General features: G+C 41.1%; 14 protein-coding genes. 1 reads left to right on the forward strand and 13 read right to left on the reverse strand.

From position 1 onward, the window contains the following. Positions 1-101 precede the first annotated feature (101 nt). From AC4IFO_RS16835 to cmoM, 7 genes are all read right to left on the reverse strand, one after another. Positions 102-737 (reverse strand): MBL fold metallo-hydrolase, encoded by a 636-nt coding sequence (locus tag AC4IFO_RS16835; RefSeq protein ID WP_490736112.1) that lies wholly within the window; start codon positions 735-737, stop codon positions 102-104. Positions 738-776: 39 nt separating this feature from the next. Next, entirely contained in the window at positions 777-1,325 is a 549-nt protein-coding gene (mepK, locus tag AC4IFO_RS16840; RefSeq protein WP_490736114.1) for a peptidoglycan L,D-endopeptidase MepK, read from the reverse strand. A 365-nt stretch (positions 1,326-1,690) separates the two neighbouring features. After that, a complete protein-coding gene (gene ldtD, locus AC4IFO_RS16845) occupies positions 1,691-3,475 on the reverse strand; it encodes a L,D-transpeptidase (protein ID WP_490736116.1) in 1,785 nt (594 codons plus the stop codon). Positions 3,476-3,915: 440 nt separating this feature from the next. After that, entirely contained in the window at positions 3,916-8,358 is a 4,443-nt protein-coding gene (mukB, locus tag AC4IFO_RS16850; protein ID WP_490736118.1) for a chromosome partition protein MukB, read from the reverse strand. After that, the gene (gene mukE, locus AC4IFO_RS16855) at positions 8,358-9,083 is read right to left on the reverse strand and encodes a chromosome partition protein MukE (RefSeq protein WP_353242555.1); all 726 of its coding nucleotides are present in this window, start codon (positions 9,081-9,083) and stop codon (positions 8,358-8,360) included. The genes mukB and mukE overlap by 1 nt, the downstream gene beginning before the upstream one ends. Next, positions 9,064-10,389: a chromosome partition protein MukF gene (gene mukF, locus AC4IFO_RS16860; RefSeq protein WP_490736120.1), complete on the reverse strand. Its 1,326-nt coding sequence runs from the start codon at positions 10,387-10,389 to the stop codon at positions 9,064-9,066. The genes mukE and mukF overlap by 20 nt, the downstream gene beginning before the upstream one ends. Then, positions 10,386-11,174, reverse strand: coding sequence for a tRNA uridine 5-oxyacetic acid(34) methyltransferase CmoM (gene cmoM / locus AC4IFO_RS16865; RefSeq protein WP_490736122.1), 789 nt, complete (start codon positions 11,172-11,174; stop codon positions 10,386-10,388). The genes mukF and cmoM overlap by 4 nt, the downstream gene beginning before the upstream one ends. Before the next feature lie 338 nt (positions 11,175-11,512). Between cmoM and elyC the strand changes: the two genes are divergently transcribed. Beyond that, a complete protein-coding gene (elyC, locus tag AC4IFO_RS16870; protein ID WP_490736124.1) occupies positions 11,513-12,340 on the forward strand; it encodes an envelope biogenesis factor ElyC in 828 nt (275 codons plus the stop codon). A gap of 74 nt (positions 12,341-12,414) precedes the next feature. Here elyC and kdsB read toward each other — a convergent pair whose 3' ends face one another. From kdsB to AC4IFO_RS16900, 6 genes are all read right to left on the reverse strand, one after another. Continuing rightward, complete coding sequence (gene kdsB / locus AC4IFO_RS16875; RefSeq protein WP_273804735.1) at positions 12,415-13,161, reverse strand: 3-deoxy-manno-octulosonate cytidylyltransferase; 747 nt, start codon at positions 13,159-13,161, stop codon at positions 12,415-12,417. A 5-nt stretch (positions 13,162-13,166) separates the two neighbouring features. Next, positions 13,167-13,346, reverse strand: coding sequence for a Trm112 family protein (locus AC4IFO_RS16880; RefSeq protein ID WP_206086646.1), 180 nt, complete (start codon positions 13,344-13,346; stop codon positions 13,167-13,169). Between the two features lie 135 nt (positions 13,347-13,481). Beyond that, positions 13,482-13,697: a cold-shock protein gene (locus AC4IFO_RS16885; protein ID WP_219249263.1), complete on the reverse strand. Its 216-nt coding sequence runs from the start codon at positions 13,695-13,697 to the stop codon at positions 13,482-13,484. A 400-nt stretch (positions 13,698-14,097) separates the two neighbouring features. Next, positions 14,098-15,096, reverse strand: a complete 999-nt coding sequence (lpxK, locus tag AC4IFO_RS16890; protein ID WP_490736127.1) for a tetraacyldisaccharide 4'-kinase — start codon at positions 15,094-15,096, stop codon at positions 14,098-14,100. After that, positions 15,093-16,838, reverse strand: coding sequence for a lipid A ABC transporter ATP-binding protein/permease MsbA (gene msbA / locus AC4IFO_RS16895; RefSeq protein ID WP_353242562.1), 1,746 nt, complete (start codon positions 16,836-16,838; stop codon positions 15,093-15,095). Before msbA ends, lpxK begins: the two co-directional genes overlap by 4 nt. 36 nt (positions 16,839-16,874) lie before the next feature. Beyond that, positions 16,875-19,238, reverse strand: coding sequence for a DNA internalization-related competence protein ComEC/Rec2 (locus AC4IFO_RS16900; RefSeq protein ID WP_490736129.1), 2,364 nt, complete (start codon positions 19,236-19,238; stop codon positions 16,875-16,877). Between the last annotated feature and the right edge of the window lie 155 nt (positions 19,239-19,393).

Here is a 19,393-nt window from a genome sequence, read left to right on the forward strand (position 1 = left end):
AGGACATAGTTTTAAATCACTTTAAATTATACCCTCCAGATGTAAAACAACCCCTAAAAAGGGGTTGTTTTTTGATACTATGAATAATTAAGTTCAGTAAACTATTCATTCTGTAAGAAAGGATTAGTTTTACGCTCAAAACCTAAGTTTGACATCGGGCCATGACCAGGAATGAATTGGTAATCATCACCAAGTGGTAGGACTTTGTTTTTAATCGAAGCAATTAAATCTTGATGGTTGCCACGAGGGAAATCACTACGCCCTACACCACCTTTAAACAGCACATCACCCATTGAAATCAATTTATCATCATGATTAACGAAAATAATATGACCAGGCGTGTGCCCAGGGCAATGCAACACATCAAAAGTAATGCCACCGCAAGTCACTTTATTCCCTTCTTCTAGCCAGTAATCCGGCGTGAAATCAGGACATTCTCCGATGTAGAACATGGCATTTTGTTCTGCAAGATTTTCAATCCAGAAAGCATCTTCTTTCTGAGGGCCATAAATAGGCACTGAAAAATGTTTGGAAAGTATGGCTGATGCGCCAATATGGTCAGAATGACCGTGGGTAAGCAGAATTTTTGTGAGTGTTAATCCACGGCTTTCGATAGCAGAAATCAATTTTTCCGCTTCACCACCGGGGTCAACCACAACTGCGTCTAACGTATTTTCATCCCAAATAACCTGACAGTTTTGCATAAACGGCGTTACTGGGATAATAGTATATTTCATCGAACAATTACTCCGTAATCTGTGTCACCTATGCACAGATTACCACGTTCTTGTCGGTCCTGTATCAATATGAATGAAATTGCTTCTTGGGTAATAACCAACGCCACCCGCACCCATTTTTAGTGCAGCTTTGCGGATATTGCTTAATTGCACCCCTTCGATATGAAAATCCATCGCTTGTCCACGCGTGTGATAGCTTTTTTTCGCCACACCTGAACTTTTACTGCGCAATTTATTATTGGTTTCTAAAGAACGGTAACCTGAGATTAATTGAACAGGTTTATTCGTCCCCATCATCATTTGCAGTAAATAGATTTGATCGAACAGTTTTGGATCAATCGTTTTGACTTTATCACAACGGTAGTCACGAAAAAGATGATTTAAACGGGCAAGTTCAGATTTATTGTAACGGCGACCGTCAAAAAATTCTGTTTTTAAAAACTCGCCAGTATTAATATTTTGAAAACGTAAAATGCGAGGACGTGGTGTCGTCATGGCGGCAAAGACATGACTTGGTAACAAACTGAGGCCCATTGTTGCAGCGCCAATTCCCAGCCATTTTCTGCGGGTTTGATCAATAATATCCATAGGTGATAGCTCAGACTCTAATAATTTAAATAAATATTCAATGAATTTCAGACAACCTATTGAGTCTAGCAAATCATAGTCAGTTTTAATGTATAATTATGTAAAGATATGCATACTTTAAGGCAAATTTATTGCAATATTCGTCAAAAATAGAGTCATATCACTAAATTATGCGCCTTAACATTATTATTACGTTAAATCTGCTGTAATGTATTTGAAATCGCCACGACATCAATAATTCAATTTAAATAATAATCGCAAGTTATGAATTAACAATGGAATTGTTTGGAATTAAACAGAATTGGCAGGAAAAGAAAAAAATAGAGGAGTTTCCCCCTCTATTATCTTCATTTATTATCGAGATATTACAGCATAATTTTTTTCAGTAATGGCAAATACTTATCCGCATTATCAATACCATTATCATATTGATAGATATCCGCACGGTATTGCGGTTGCTGGTCTTTATCCACCCACGCTGTTTGGTAATACAGATAGACAGGAATTCGGTCAGGGATATTAACGTAACGTGTTGACCCCTCTTTCAAAGCACCATCAATACGTTTTTGCTCCCAACCCGCATCACCAAGTAAAATACTGGCAAGCTCACTGGCTTTATTTACACGCACACAGCCTGAGCTTATCGCACGTGCATTACGGTTAAATAAACTGTGATTTGGTGTGTCATGCAAATAAATCGCATCAGAACTTGGCATATTGAATTTATAACGCCCTAATGAATTTGTTGGGCCCGGTGCCTGCCGAATACGATAGGGGAAATTTGCAGGGGTGATATTATCCCAATCGATTGAGTAAGGATTAATTTCATAGGAATCCGCTCCCCAACCTGAATAAACAGTATACCCTTTGCGACTAAAGTAACTTGGATCTTGTTTTCCTCTTGGGGCGATATCTTTACGTGCCATACTTGTCGGCACACTCCAAGGTGGATTGATAACCACATTATTTAATGCACTACTCATAATTGGCGTTTTACGATCTGCACGACCAACAATTACCTTAGAATCGAGGATAACTTCATCATTAAGATAGAAATCTAATGAATATCCCGGAATATTCACTAAAATCCCCGTGCCATTGCTCGCAGGAATAATACGCAAGCGTTGAATATTCAGCGCCATCAAGCCTGCTTTTTGTGCGGGCTTCATATTTAGCCAAACTCGAGTCCCCTTTCCAATCACACCATCAGCTTCTAAGCCATACTGTAATTGAAATTTTTTAACCGCATCGACCAGTTCTTGATCATAAACTTTAGACGCTGCACTAGCAGGTTTTGCGGGTTCAGCTGCCACAGCCTCACTCGGTTGTTCGCTTGCTTGCTCTGCAACTTGTGCTAACGTTTCTGGCGTTTCAGTCTCAATAACGTCTTCCGTAACGCTCTCACCTAACAAACCTTCACGCTGTAAAATTTTACGCAACACAAGCACATCATCACTGGATTGCCCCGGTTTTAATGTTTTAGTTCCCGCAATTTCTAACTCATCTTCAGGCAACGCTAGCAATTTTAGCATTTCTTTGCGCATTGGCTGGTACAGTGGGTGATTAGGTGCTTGCCCTTTAACCCACTCAGTTAGACGCTGCGATTCGACTGCATCTAACCATGGTTTCATTTGAGCCGCTGTCGGTGCAATGATTTTATAAGGGCGGTTTGTATACAACCAATATTGCCCACTTGCTTCAATAGAGGACAAATATTGGAGATAGCCAAGCATCGCATCAGACAAAATAACATCACGACCAAGCTCACTAAGCTGATTGTTTTCCAACATAGTTAACCATTCACTAAATTGCGGTTGCACACCAGAAAGTGAAAGTTCGGCTATTTGTTGTTGGAATTGGCTAATTGCCGTTTCATCTTGCCATAGCAATTTCATCTGCTTATCGGCATATAACTTAGCGAGTTGTGTAGCAAAAACGGGTTTCACATCTGCTGGAAGGGAAGCCGTTATTTTTGCCATACTCTCTGTTGGTGTTACCGTAATCGACTCTTTAACCTCAACAACTTGCGGTTGTTGAGCTTCGGTTACACTTTGCTGCGTATTTTCATCATTAGAAAATGCAGGGAATTGGAATGCCATTAACCCACATATTACTGAGACTTGCAGAGCTTTCACTCTTCTCTTTGCCATACATCCACCTTAAGTTACTACATGGATAACAATAGTTTTTATTATAGTTGCAATTTGATTGTATTTTATTTTAACAATAATGTTATAGGAATAGACTAATTTTAGTGACTTTGAATGTTCAATCATCTGAAATAATTAAAAGCCAAACAGCCACTTGAGAAGTAGAATTATTCCCATCTTTAACAATTCAGCGTATTGAGTTCATTAAACTCCGCATTAAACATAGTTGAATTTTATTTTAAATAAAAGTATTTACCTGCTCTTATTTGGCTCATTAATAACCTTACTTATAATAATGAAATGAAGTTTAAAAAATAAGTTTGAGCCTTGCTGGTTTATTCAAATTAGCTAAATAAGACTCCCCTTGTTAAGTATTCATCGATACAAAAATGCCGATATCTATTACTAAATATCGGCATTTAATTAAATCACATTCGCTATTATTGCTGTAATGGGGCTTCAATTGCTGGGCTATCTTGGCCAAAACCTTTCAGACCAACTACATGTACGTGCTCATTATTACCAAACACTTTACGAACCAGTTTATAGGTAGTTCCCTTTTCAGGACTAATATTTTCAGGTGCAGCAATGATTAACTGCATTTCTAACCTATCACACAGCTCAAAGAGTGTGGCTATCGATTTGGCATCCAATCGAGCTGCCTCATCCAAGAACAGCAAGCGACAAGGAATAATATCTTTCGCACGTAAACGACGTGACTCTTCTTCCCAGCTTTGCACAACCATCACTAAGATAGACATCCCCGTACCAATCGCTTCACCGGTTGATAGCGCGCCACTTTCTGCTTTTAACCAACCATCTGAACCGCGGTTAACCTCTACATCTAACTCCAAATAGTTACGGTAATCTAATAGCTCTTCACCGATAGTTTGTGGCAAACGCTGCCCAACATCCACTTGTGGATTCAAACGTTGATACAGTTTTGCCATCGCTTCAGAGAAGGTTAAGCGCTGGCTAGTAAATAAGTCTTGGTGCATTTCGCTTTCTTCGGATAGCACACTTAGTAACAGTGCATGACTTTCACGAATATTGACGTTTAGACGCACCCCTTTAACCTGACCAAATGCCACCGCTTGTAACCCTTGGTTCAACATACGAATACGGTTTTGCTCACGTTGGATCGTTTTGCGGATAATATTCGCAACACTTTTCGAGCTAATAGCCAGTTTTTGCTCACGTGCAGTTAATTCTTCCGTTAAACGCGCAAGCTCAATCTCCATTTGCTCAATGGCATCGATTGGGTCATCGGTACGGATGATATCTTGGCGGATACGCTCACGCAGGTGCTGATAAACAGCAATAAAGAATTGGATCTTACGCTCTGGGTGTTTTGGATCTTCCGATAAACGTAAAACATCACGTAAATGTTCGTTATCTGCAACAGCTAAACGTAACGCCCCCAGCGCCTTATCCGACATCGAACGCAGGCTGTCACCATCCGTATACGCAAGTTCACGGCGATGTAAGCGGCGTTCAACACCGTTATCTTTCACCAAGCGCATCACCGCGCACCAACCTGCTTTCGCCGAAACCACTTGTTCACGCAACAGGAAATAGTCTTTTTCAAGTTTGCGCAGGCGTTTTTGTAAGTTATCCATTTCAGCTTCACATAACGTCAGCTGTTTTTCTAACTGATTAATACGACTGCGGTTTTCCATTACTCGTTGATGCAGTTCATCACGGCGAATACGTGCACGTTCTTGCGCGTCAGGGTCAGCTTTCACACCGATTTCCTGCATCTCGACTTCTAACTCTTTCAGCATTTCCTGCTTCGTTTCAAAAGAGCTACGTAATGAAGCAAAAACTTGGTGATATTGGGCAGATTGGGCTTGATGCTGACGTAGCTGCTCGCGAGCACGCGTACGTTCTGTCTCCGCGTGCTCTAAACGTTGGCGTAACTTTTCGTTTAGGTCGGCATTTTCATTGACCATACCCGTCGAGTCACTGTAGCTAAAGTGAGCACGGCGTTGAACAACTTCAACCACCGCAAAAGCCTGCTGTTTCGCATTTTGCTGTGCGTGTTTTGCAGTATCATAATCTTTACGCAATTGGTCGTGTTGCTCAGGGTCGCTGAGTAATACCGTTACAATTGGCTCTAATTTTTCTAACGCATGGCCATGTTTATTTAAGAAATGTGCCGCTTCTTCTGCTTCTATCAGCTCTTCACTAATTTCTTCCGCTCTATCCGCCAAGGTTTCATCGAGCAGTAACCCCATTTGAGGTAAGAGACGATTCAAAGAGGCTAAACTTTCTTTTCCTTGAGCAAATTGTTGGCGTTGCTGTGAGGTTTGCTCTTCGAATTGACTTAAGGCACGCTCAAGCTCAGTACGTTTTTGATTTAATGTTCGAATTTCAGCTTCTGGGTCATCTTCAAATGCCACGGAAATATGCTGACCAATAAAGCGGCTGAATGCTTGATGTGCACGCTGAATTTTTTGCACATCAAAAGAGAGTGTCGCATAACGCTCTGCAAGCTCATCACGCTCTGCGGTGAGCGACTCTAAATGGCTTTCACGCGCTGCGCGGCCAAACAGTGGCAATTCAGGGTAACGCGAATAGCGCCATTGACGCTCAGATGAACGCACTAATACCGCATTTTCAAACTCTTGTGCATCAAAAACGCTATCATCGAAAGAAGATGGGTCCCCCTCGATAAAATACACATCATCAGGGCAATCTTGTAGTGAATCCAGCTGACTACGAACCACATCAAGGTCTTGAACCACGATACCGTGACGAGCTGGTCCGTACAACGCAGAGAAATAAGCCGCGTCTTCAATGGTAATATCATCATAGATTTCAGACAGTAAAACACCATTGAAACGCTCTGCCAACGCTAACATGCGGCTATCTTCGGCCCCACTTGGCTGGCTTAAACGCTCGATTTGTTTTTCAAGGTCGCGGCGCTGGGCTGCAACTTCGTCACGCTCAACGGTAATTTCACGCTCTTGCTCCAGCAATTGCTGCATAAACTCAGTAACTGCGGTGCTGGAATCAAATGTTTCGCTCGATTGTTCGTTCAGTTGCGTTAGTGCTTCTTGAGCAACAATCCACGCAGGGGCTTTCGCTGAAAGTTGCGCAATACGCTGGCGAATCTGTTCCAGCTCTTGGCGCATTTGCATGCGTCTTTCACCACTTTCATTGACGCCAATACTTAATTCTTCTTGCTGAGCTTCAAGCTCTGCCATTAACGCATCAAGCTCATCAGGCTCATAGCTTTGACCTTGGCGCTTACAAAACTCTGCGAGTAACCTTTCTGCATTTTGCTGGCTGCTTAAACGCTGCTGTAATTCAGACAGTTGCATGCGTAAAGGCTGAACACGCTCCGCCAAATGCTGTTGGGATGACCAATCGCGCAATAATACTCGCGCTTGTTGATAGGCATCGCTGCGGCTAACCTCACCCACCATGTTCTTAACGAGCTGGTAAGCTTGCTCAAATTGGCTATGTGCAGCATCTGCCACACTCATTTTTTGCTCAAGTGCCAATAAAGCTTCTGTCGCTTGCTGTTCGCGGGCCTCAAACGTGTCTAACCATTCATCTGCATTATCAATGGTTAATTCAGGTAATTGACACAATTCACGTGCACGGTTCAGCGCATGCAACGCTTGTTGGTATTGAATCGCACGGGTTTGCTGTACATCCAGTGCTTGCTGGTAATCGGCGAGCTGGTTTTTTAATTCATCAACTTCAATTTCTGCCGCTTCAGCACGTGCTTCAAATTCTTCTTGTGATTCTGTCGCTTCTGCAACAACTTCACTTTGTTCTTCAAGGCGATATGTTAATTCTTCAATATCGGCTTGATAACGATCGATTTTCTCTTGTTGGCGCAGTGCTGCTTGCACTAGATTTAAATGGTCACTCGCCGCTTGGTAGTCCGCTTCTAATTCTGTTGACGAACCATTTTGTTCATTTAATTCACGCGCCATTTCAACACTGCGAACTTGCTCAACACGGAGTTGCTTACGGCTCGCATAGAGTTCATTACGCGCTGCCAATGCCGCATCAAGGTGAATACGTCGCTCATTTGAGTGGCGCATATAATCCGCAGAAACATAGTCTGTGGCTTGGCTAATCAAATGCTTGAATAAATCACGATCTGATTGCGTAACACGAATCGCTTCAAGGGTTAAACGGTTTTCTCGTAATGCCGCTTCCATATCTTGGAAAGCTTTACGAACCCCGCTGTTTTCCGGCAGTAAGTAGTCACGTAGTGAGCGCGTGATTGCACTTGAAATCCCGCCATATAGCGACGCTTCAATAAGACGGTAGTATTTACTGCGATCCCCTGCTGAACGCAGACGTTTAGGCAATACGCCTAATTCAAACAGAATCGAGTGGTAATCCGTAATCGAGTTAAACTGCTTGAACAAGACACCCTCTTGCTCTTCAAGCCTTTCTTTTAACTCATTTAATGGAATAACTTTAGCCTGACGACCGTCAATCACTTCCGTTAAAATTTCGGTAGGTACAGTTGCAAGTGGCACACCTTGCACCATAAATGGCTTAATATCGACTTTTTTATCACGCCCAGCCACTTGTTGTAAGCGTACCCCCACCATGACACGCTGATGTTTTGAGTTCAGCACATCCAAAATGGCATAACAGACGCCGGGGCGTAATTTACCGTGTAAACCTTTATCACGAGAACCTGATGTCGCTCCCGCTTCTGTGGTATTACGAAAATGCAGCAAAGTTAAATCGGGGATCATGGCAGTGATAAACGCCGCCATGGTAGTAGATTTCCCCGCACCATTCCCCCCTGAGAGGGTGGTTACCAACTCATCAAGGTCAAAAGTACGAGCAAAAAAACCGTTCCAGTTAACCAGCGTCAGTGAGCGAAATTTTCCGCGTTCAATCATTATTCTTCATCCTCATCACTTTCTGCTGGGTCTTGGCTATCTTCGACTTCGTCTTCATCACTGTCTTTGAGTGATAATTCACCGTCTAGGGAAATCGCTTCACCATCACGGATCATGCGTAATTGCGCATCCTGCGGGTTATCACCGCTGCGCACATCAGCACCAAAGCGGAAAACCGATTCGCTAATAATGAATTTACTCGAATCATTTTGCAGAAAATGCACCATACCTAAACGGCGTAAACGGTTTAGGGAGGTTCTTAGTTTTTCCTGCAATTTTTGCTTATCAAGGTCAGACCCTGTCGAGCGTTGATTAACAAATTTCAATAATTTGCTTTCATCCGCCAGCGATAACAGCTCCTCAAATAACTCTTGTGAGGTAAAAATACCTTGGTTACTTAAGCGCTCTGGGCTCAAATAGAGGTAACACAGGATTTTCCCCACCATCATATCCAGCTCAGACAACACGGAGCGTGGGATTAATGTGGTTGAGCGAGGACGTAGATAGAAAAAGCCTTCAGGTGCACGAATTAACTCAACATTATAACGTGCATAAAATTGCTCTAATGCTTCCTGAAAATCCATCAAAAATGCGTGGTTATCAAGGTCATCAATGCTAATGTGACGACCTGAACGCAATTGGCTGTCTAGCTCTGGAAAAATAGGGTTAGCTAATGCTTGAGCCAGCTTAACTGGCATAAATTGTTCAATATTTGTCGATGACATGTGCCTGTACCTTGGCTCCGTGATCATTAATAGCTTGCCATTCTGCCGGTAACCCCGCCAAATCAGCCTCTGCGATACCTAATCTTACAGCTTGATCGATAATAATTCGCGCCACATCAAAATGACGTTTTTGCGGATACTGCTGCAAGTAATCATGTAATACACGACCAACATCCAATGGACGCTGCTCCGTTTTATAGAACGCGAGCTCTGCTTCCATTAGTTCTGCAAGCCTATCATTTAATTCACTAAATTCTTCAAATTCCAGCTCTGGTGGTAACTCACCCGTGACTTCTTCATCATGCAAGGCAAGCTCTTCATCTCGCATATCAAATAACCTGTCAGCATTGGTGTAAGTGAGTGCCCAAGGGCTGTCGAGATAATGTTGAACTGACTGGCGTAACCGCTGAGAAAATATGCGGTTTTTGTCCATATCAATCGCAGTACGGATAAATTTATGCACGTGACGGTCATAACCAATCCAAAGATCAATGGACTGCTGCCCCCAACTCACAATACGGTCTAATTTGTTTTGTAAATCAAAAACTAACCTATCAACCATATCTGAAAACACAGGCGCATTCATGTTCGCTTCTTGGATACGTAACAAGTTGGCTTGCAGTTTATCCCCTGCGGCCTCTAACGTATCTTGCAATTCCCTAAGTGTTCCAGAGGTTTCGGATAGTAATTGCTCACAGTTAGCAATCGCCGCTTGCCAATCTTGGTTTAGCAGCGCTGCAATATCTTCTTTTACCGAGTTTTGTTGCTCATCCATAATCCGCTGAGATAAATCAATACTATCAAAGATTTCAGCGACAGAATATTTCAGTGGGGCAAAAACGTAGCGGTGCCAATAAAACTCATCACCACCTTCTTCGGCGGCTTCTGCCGCACGTTGCAATTCCCCTGCAACGATAGAAAGTTGCATCGAAAGTCGCAACGTTGAAAACTCACGCTGGCGAATATAATAATCACTAATGCCTATGCCTAATGGGGTCAAACGATAGATTGCATTACCTTCGACAATATCACTCGCAAAGCGGTTAAATATTTTCTGGCGCACCATATCATTGATGGCATTATTTGCGCGTACCGCCAGTGATTCCGTGGTTTGTTCAAACCCTTTACAAACCTCACGAAAGGCATCGACCAATTCCACTTCGCTCATTTCACCATTTACCCGCTCGCTGTTCAGTACAGCAACAGCCAGTAAAAACGCTAAACGCTCAGCGGGAAGTGAAATTGCAAAATCATTTTTTCGTGCCCAAGACACGAGCTCAGGGACGGTCTGGGAAAAATCACTCATAAATCGTCCTTTTGTATTTGTTTGCGAGCCATGACATGAATATAACGCCCCATGCTGATATATGGTTCCTCACGGCAATATTGTTGTTCAAGTGCCAACAACGCAGGAAAATCTTTTTGCTGTAACTGCCGACTTTGCAAATAATCATGGAAAACTCGAACGCCGCTTTTCCCTAAGATATCCATCTTACACTCTGCTAACCACTCATCAACTTGTTGAGGAAATAGCGGTTTTTGCGGTGACAACGAACGCTTACGACGACGTTGGATATGCGGCGTTGCCAGATGAAAGTTACCTAAAATTGCATTACGCATCACCAAGCCATTTGCATTATAGAACATGACAGAAAATACGCCTTCTGGTCTGATTATATCTGCCAGCTGTTCAATTGCATATTTTTGATCGCTAATCCATTCAAGAACCGCGTGAAAAAGAACAAGGTCAACCGGTTCATCAACATATTGTGCAATATCTTGTACGGCACAATGGACAAACTGCATGTTACCAATAATTCCCTCTTCTTCGGCTAACTCACGAGCGCGCTCTAACATCTCTTCGGATAAATCGCAAAGTGTGATTTGATGGCCTAATCCAGCTAATTTGCGCGAAAAATGGCCTTCTCCGCCACCAGCATCAAGGATCCGTAGCGTTTTTCCCTTAAACTGGGTCTCTAATAGTTGAGTTAAGTCTTGCCAAACCACCGCTTCACGTATTTTGCCTTTAGTCGTTCCGTAGATATTTTTTGCAAATTTATCGACAATATCATCAAAGTTGCGGTCTGCCATGTGCTATCCAGTTGCCTATCATTTGTCATTTACAGCATATTTATGGGCCAATTTGTCGCAAAAACATCCAAAATTTACCAGTTTCATCCATATCTTGATGAAAATTTATCTAATCATGAATATTATCACTGAGTATTGTGCTTATCACACAAGATGTTGGCGACTATTGAAACGTAAATTATAACAGATAATAGCTATATTTTTGCATAGTAGTTTATTTTGCTCAGCGAATTTCATTTTGGCATTATTAACGTTAATTTTCGTTGTCTTATGTAGCAAATTTGCCAGACTTATACCAAGTATTGACCGTGGTTAGTCCCCTGAATATAGGCTTGATTATGTTATTTTTCTTAAAGAAGTACATTGGCTCACTTTTAATGCCATTGCCACTATTGCTCATTATCGGGGCTATCGGGCTACTTTTGCTGTGGTTTACCCGTTGGCAAAAATGGGGGAAAAGCTTAACAACCGTGAGTTTAGTACTCATCGCACTGCTTGGTTTACAACCTGTTTCAGACAACTTGCTCGCCCCTATTGAGGGAAAATTTAATAAACGCTATGAGTTAATCACAGAAAACCCACCACAGGATATCAAATACATCGTGGTCTTGGGCGGCGGCTTTACCTATAACCCAGACTGGAGTCCAAGCGCTAATTTATTGAGTAACAGCCTGCCAAGAGTCACCGAAGGCGTGCGTTTATACCTTAAACACCCTGGGAGTAAACTGATATTCACAGGCGGAAAAGCCAGTAGCACAATAAGCAGTGCCGAGGTTGCAGCTAAAGTTGCACAGTCACTGGGTGTTCCTGAGTCAGATACGATCCCTCTCACTGAGCCTAAAGATACCCAAGAAGAAGCTTACGAAGTTGAGAAAATTATTGGAAAAACACCATTTTTGCTTGTGACATCGGCTAATCATTTGCCAAGAGCCATTACGATGTTTACTGACAGAGGCATGCAACCTTATCCAGCCCCTGCAAATCAATTAGCCATTAGCAGCGGTATTAATCCATGGGAAAAATACATTCCTTCGGCCTATTATTTCGGTCATAGCGAGCGTGCATGGTACGAGTTTATTGGCACGATTTGGTGGCATATAAAACCTGACAATACTCAAGCTTTGGAAGAACCACTCAGCACACCTGAATTGGTTGTTTCCGAATAAAAACAAAAAGGCGTAACTCATTAAGGTTACGCCTTTTTTATCGCATCATTCCATTGGTAAAAACGAATAAATATCTATGATAAGAACTGTTTTCTCACCAATTCTAGGTCTTCGGGTGTATCAACACCGGCACCCGGTGTCACTTTAGCAACATCCACATGGATTTTTTCGCCATACCAAAGCACTCTAAGTTGCTCAAGCATTTCGATTTTCTCTAGCGGGCTCGCTTCCCAGTGGATGTAACGGCGAATAAAGCCTGCACGATAAGCATAGATACCAATGTGGCGTAAGAAAAAATCACCAATTGAATCATGGCTTTTCGCAAAGTTATCTCTATCCCACGGGATTGTTGCACGGGAAAAATACAATGCATACCCTTCATGATCCGTGACCACTTTCACGGCATTTGGGTTGAACGCTTCATGTGCATCATGAATTGGAACAGCCAGAGTACCCATATTCGCTTTACTGCCTTGAAGGTTATGAGCAACTTGGCTAATAATTTCAGGCGGAATTAAAGGCTCATCGCCCTGCACATTCACAATGATTTCATCATCAGAGAAGCCGTATGTATCAATAACCTCAGCCAATCTTTCCGTACCCGATTGGTGATCAGGGTTAGTCATACACGCTTCGCCACCCGCGGCAATAACTGCATTCGCCACATCTTGGTGGTCTGTCGCCACAATGACTCGACTTGCACCTGATTTTATGGCTTGCTCCATCACTCGAACAACCATTGGCTTACCATGGATATCCGCCAGCGGCTTACCGGGTAAACGGGTTGATGCATAACGAGCAGGAATAATAACCGTAAACATAGCGATTATTGTCCTTCATCTAATGAGACTTGGCGCGCTTCATTTTCGAGTAAAACGGGGATGCCATCACGAATGGGATAGGCTAAGTGGTCAAACTTGCAGATAAGTTCGAGGTGTTCTTTGTTATAACTTAATTTGCCATGGCACACAGGGCAGGCAATGATTTCAAGTAAACGGTGATCCATGTTTTCTCCCGAATGGATTTAACTCACTTGGAGTCAGGATATCACATGCAGATATCACCGTTAACTTTAATCTTTCTGATTAAGATCTCCAGCCAAGATGAGAGGATGAAAGCAGGAGAAATTGTGCTGTTATTTCTAGTAAGCAATAACGTCAGCGGCCGTTATGCCATCGGAACTACGTGTTAAGCAAAACTCGACGTTTTGACCTTCGAATAATGATTTGATTTTTTTATTAGCAATTGATTTTGTTGTCACAAATACATCATCTCCACCTTTCGATGGCGAAATAAAACCGTAACCTTCTTTTGCGTCAAACCATTTAACTCGACCCATATGTAATTGAAAATTCATATTAAAACTCCTTTTGTTCTAAGAACAATACCTTTTTATTTTTGTATCATTACTCTTTCTTGCTTCCCATTTATAAATTGCCGATCTATTAATACATTAAAGAGTAATTAAACTTTTACCAATTCATGCACTAAAATTATTGTGCATCTTTTATAACGCCCATAAATGTAGATTTCAGGCACCACGCATCTACTGTGAAGTTAACAGTCTATTTTGACATTATGATGACAAAACTAAGTAACAACGATTTAACAGCGTTGATGTGCGAGGATATGAAGACTAACTAAAGAACGGAGCGTGAAATTAAGCTAGTATAAAATCCAATTATTACTGTATTGCATCTAGATACATAATAATTAGACCTATATCACAGTGGCGATATTATTATCATAGTGAAGTGTTAGTGGCAAGTGTTTTTGTTATTTGTGATAAGTTTTTTTATTTCACTTAGGATTTTTTGCTCGCTATTGGATGATAATTGCGCTTTTACAGGTAAAAACCACCAATTTGGCTGCGCAAATGAGCGGCATTTAACGGCATCTTTTTCAGTCATCAGTAAGCTTTGGGTTGGTTTAACAAGAGCAGACAGTTGCTGTTGTTCATAATCTTGGTGATCAGCAAAAGCGTGGGTATTCACCAACGCTATCCCTTTATTTTCTAAAGAGGCAAAAAAGCGAGGCGGATGCCCGATCCCAGCCATTGCAACCACGGATTGAAGCTGAGTAACAGGCTGGTTTTCTGAAGTTACAATATTAACGGCGGTGTCCCCCTCGAGGGTCATTAGCACTTCACTTCCCTCAGGCTGCCCACCATTAACAATTAATGCATTCACACTATTTAAACGGCCGGCACGCTCACGCATCGGCCCCGCAGGTAACCACCACCCATTACCGAAACGCCGCTGACCATCAATCACAACGATTTCATAATCACGCTGTAATGCGTAATGCTGTAAGCCATCATCGGTGATGATCACATCTAATTCATTTAATGCTAGCAATGCTTGGATTGCTTCACTGCGCTTAGGCGCTACAGCAACGGGTGCTTTAGTGCGATGATAAATTAGAACAGGTTCATCACCAGCGGCTGTTGTTGGTGTATTTTCATCAAGAACAAGTGGGTAACTTTCCGCTTTTCCACCATAGCCGCGAGACACAACGCCTACCCGATAGCCTTCTTTTACAAGTGATTCAACCAACCAGATAACCACTGGCGTTTTACCATTACCTCCAGCTGTGAGGTTCCCCACCACAACCACAGGTATTGGCGCTTTCCAAGAGCGACTTAGCCCGACTTTATAAGCAGCATAGCGTATTATCGTTATCAATCCATAAAGAAAAGATAGCGGTAACAGTAAGATATATAACCACGACTTGCCGGACCAAATACGCTCTATCATTGTTTAAATTGAATACTGTGTAATTGAGAATAAGCCCCATTTTGCGCTAGCAGCGCTGTATGCGTACCGCGTTCAATGATACGACCATCTTGTACAACTAAAATTTCATCTGCATTCTCAATTGTTGATAACCGGTGTGCTATCACCAATGATGTTCTATTCTTCTGTAGTTCATCCAGTGCAGCTTGAATTGCACGTTCAGATTCGGTATCAAGTGCTGATGTCGCTTCATCAAGGATCAAAATTGGTGCGTCACGTAGCAAAGCACGCGCAATTGCAATACGCTGACGTTGCCCACCTGAAAGCATGACCCCATTTTCACCGATAACAGTATCTAGCCCTTTATCAAGTTTAGCGATAAAGTCCATGGCATAAGCCATTTCAGCCGCTTTTTCAATTTGCTCACGGCTATAGCTTCCATCCGTTGCATAAGCAATATTATTCGCAATCGTATCGTTAAAAAGGTAAACATGTTGCGATACAAGTGCAACTTGGCTTCGCAATGAGGCAAGCGTGTAGTCACGAATATCATGGCCATCAATTTGGATAGAACCTTTATCAATGTCATAAAAACGCGTGATCAGGTTAGCTATTGTCGATTTACCAGAACCTGAGCGCCCAACTAATGCAACTGACTTCCCTGCAGGTAAAGTAAAAGAAACATCATCTAATGCAGGATGCTCTTTTGTCGCGTAGGTAAAAGTGACATTCTCAAATTTGATATCACCCTTCACATCCTTGAGGACTTTAGTCCCATCATCTTTTTCTTGCTCGGAATCTAAGATGGCGAATAGCGTTTGGCAAGCCGCCATACCACGTTGGAATTGTGCATTAACATTCGTTAATGATTTCAATGGGCGCATTAACGCAAACATAGATGAAAAAACAACTGCAATGGTACCAGAGGTAAGTTCATCACGAATATCAGGAAAGCTGGCTGCATACAGAACGAATGCAAGCGCAAATGAGGCAATCAATTGCACGATTGGGTCTGAAATTGCCGATGCGGTTACCATTTTCATATTTTGGCGGCGCATATTGTTACTAACTTTATAAAAACGTTCAGTTTCAACTTTTTGACCACCAAAGATTAAAACTTCTTTGTGCCCTTTTAGCATTTGTTCCGCACTCGCAGTTACATGCCCCATGCCTGTTTGCATGTTTTTGCTGATTTTGCGAAAACGCTTAGAAACAATACGGATTGTAATGGAAACAACAGGAGCGATAACAATCAAAATAAGAGACAATTGCCAGCTATAATAAAACATCATCGTAAATAAACCGATGATGTAAGCGCTTTCACGAATGATTGTAATTAAAGCACCTGAAGATGAAGACGCTACTTGTTCTGAATCATAAGTAATTCGAGATAAAAGCGTTCCTGTGGATTGCTGATCGAAAAAGCTCACTGGCATGCCCATCATATGGCCAAAAAGCTTGCGGCGCATATTCATCACCACTTTACCTGCAACCCAAGAAACACAATACGTTGAGACAAAGCTAGAACCACCACGGACAACCATTAAACCTAACACAGCAAGTGGCAGCCATTTTAATACATCGTTATCGGCTTTATCGAACCCTTCATCTAATAAAGGTTTTAATAAAGAAATCATAAACGCATCGCCAGCAGCGTTTATAATAAGAGCTATTGCTGCAACAATTAAGCCCGCTTTAAAAGGCGCAATAATCGGCCACAAGCGGCGAAAAGTTTGTTTTGTCGAAAGGTCTTTATCATTCATACTTTTAATTACCAGACTTAATGTAAGCGCACTATTCTACTCGGGAAATAGCGGTAAGCCAAACCACAGATGATACCAACGTGGGGAAATTTCATCGCGATAGCTCTGAATACTGACATTTTCTTTTTTAAACCATAATGTTAACTGCCCTTTCTCAGCGGTATTTAACCATTGGATATTATTTTTTTTGTACCTTTGATAGACCTTTTCCGATGGAATTTTCCACGCACTGTACCTTGCAGACGAAAGCAAAACCATTGATGGTTGAACATTTCTTAACAATAGATTTGTCGATGAGGTTTGACTTCCATGGTGCGGTGCAAACAAAATAGAAGAACGGAGGCTTTGTTTATAAGCTTCAACTAATTTTGCTTCTCCCTTCTTTTCTATATCTCCAGTCAATAAAATTTTGTGATGTCCATCTGTAAACTGTATAACACACGAATCATTATTATGGGAAATAGCCGACAATTTTTCTGGCCACAAAACTTCAAACGTCAACTTTCCCCATTGCCATCTTTGCCCTTTTACACAAGGTAAATGTTCCAGCTTATTAATCCTATTAATCTTTTTTTGCTTAGGTTTTGTCAGATAAGTTCCAAAACTACTTCTCACATTTAGCCATGGGTATTGTTTAAGTAAATCGCTAACGCCACCAGTGTGATCTAAATGATTATGGCTAAGAATCATCCCCATTGGTATTATCCCTTTTTGTTTTAGGAAAGGAATAATTTGTCTTTTGGCATTGCTATGCCCTTTCCAAGCGTTCCCCGTGTCATATAGATAAGCTAAATTATTTTGCTCAATAATAACGGCTAAACCATGCCCAATATCGAGTAATGTCATACTCCAGTCATGCTCTGGCTTTTTATCATTACTCATCTCAATAAAAATCAAAGCAACAATGCAGCCAATCAGGGAAAGATACATTTTATACCAGCTAAATAGGTATATTAGAGCCACAGACCAGCAGATGAATAATAGATAATAGGGTATATTAAAAAAATCCATCCAATAACGGCTAAAAAAGGGTAGCGGAAGTAATCCAAAATCAATGACTCTATCTATAAAACCAAAAATTAAATTTTGCAATGTTATATTTGGTATTAAAAAAATAGCCAATATTGCGGGTACTATCCCCCAAGAGACCAATGGAACAAACCACAAATTAGCAAATATACTCATGAAGTTAATACCATTAAATACGATGATTTGCATTGGTATCAATAAAATCAGCAACCCAATCTGTAGATGAACTAAGCCAATGACTTTACCGATAATTTTCTTTTGAGTTAGGCGTGTTGATAAGGGAAAAACAGTCAGCCAATACAAAATTGCTAAGACAGCAAAACTCGATAACCAAAAGCTATCGGATAAAATAGCAAGTGGATCAAATAATAAAATCCCTGCGATACTCCATATTGCCCACTGCCAAGAGAAATATAACGATGAGTGGTACCGAATATAAACCCATAAAGACAATGAAAATAATGCTCTAGTCGCTGGAATTGCAAAACCAGAGATCCACGCATACATTACTGCCAGTATCAAACCCAATAAAATGGGATAAACTTGACTCATAAAACGGATAGGAAGCATATACTGCACTAGTCTAGCGATAAAAAAACCTAAACAATAAGCTAACCCAATATGTAAGCCAGAGATCGCCATTAAATGGGTTAACCCCGTTTGCTGCAATAAGACCGAGTGCTTTTCAGACAATAGTGTTCTTTCTCCAAACATTAACCCATATATAATCCCAACATTTCTTAAAGTACTCATTTGCTCCATAAAATGATTGATTATCTTTTGCCTTGTCGAGCATTCAGAGTTTAATACTGTATTCTGCTTACTTTTTAATGTGCCTATAATCCGTTGTGATAATTTGTGCCGCTGCTGGTTAAAACTGCCTTCATTCAAAGAGTTATGTAAGGGCTTTAGCTTACTATTAATTCGCCATGATTGCCCTGCACATATAGTTTCTTTGCTTTTCCATATTGCATACAGCGGGGGAAACATTTCTTTATTATTAACTTTATCGATTCTAATTTTAATTTTTTTCTCTTTGTCTTCAGCCTGTAACTTTATGACAGTTATGTCCAAATAATGGTGCTTTACTGATAACGAATAAATATTATTATTTATATTATTTCCATACCAATTCCCCCATAGAAAAAAAGTCATCACCAATAAAATAAATTTGAGGTTTTTATTCAAAAAAAGCATGAATAATAAAAAAATAAAAACTAGTAAAATAATAACTGAGTCATCAATATGTAAAAGATTAGGCATAAATAACAAGGGTAATATTCCACCAATAACAGCGAATGATACCAATGTTAAGGACAATTCCTGATTTTTATATTTCCACACCCTATTTTTGTTTTGAAAAATTCTCATTTTAAACTTTATTTCTTATTTGTTTTTAAATTTCGAGTCTAATCTACCCCCTATTCGATTAACTTTTAATTCATAAATATAACGTTATAAAGCGCTTCCCAAAAAAATCGTATAAAAAGTATTAATTACAAAATTGTTGGGGGGGGGGGGGGGGG

The organism is Providencia sp. UF-224 (assembly GCF_058245955.1).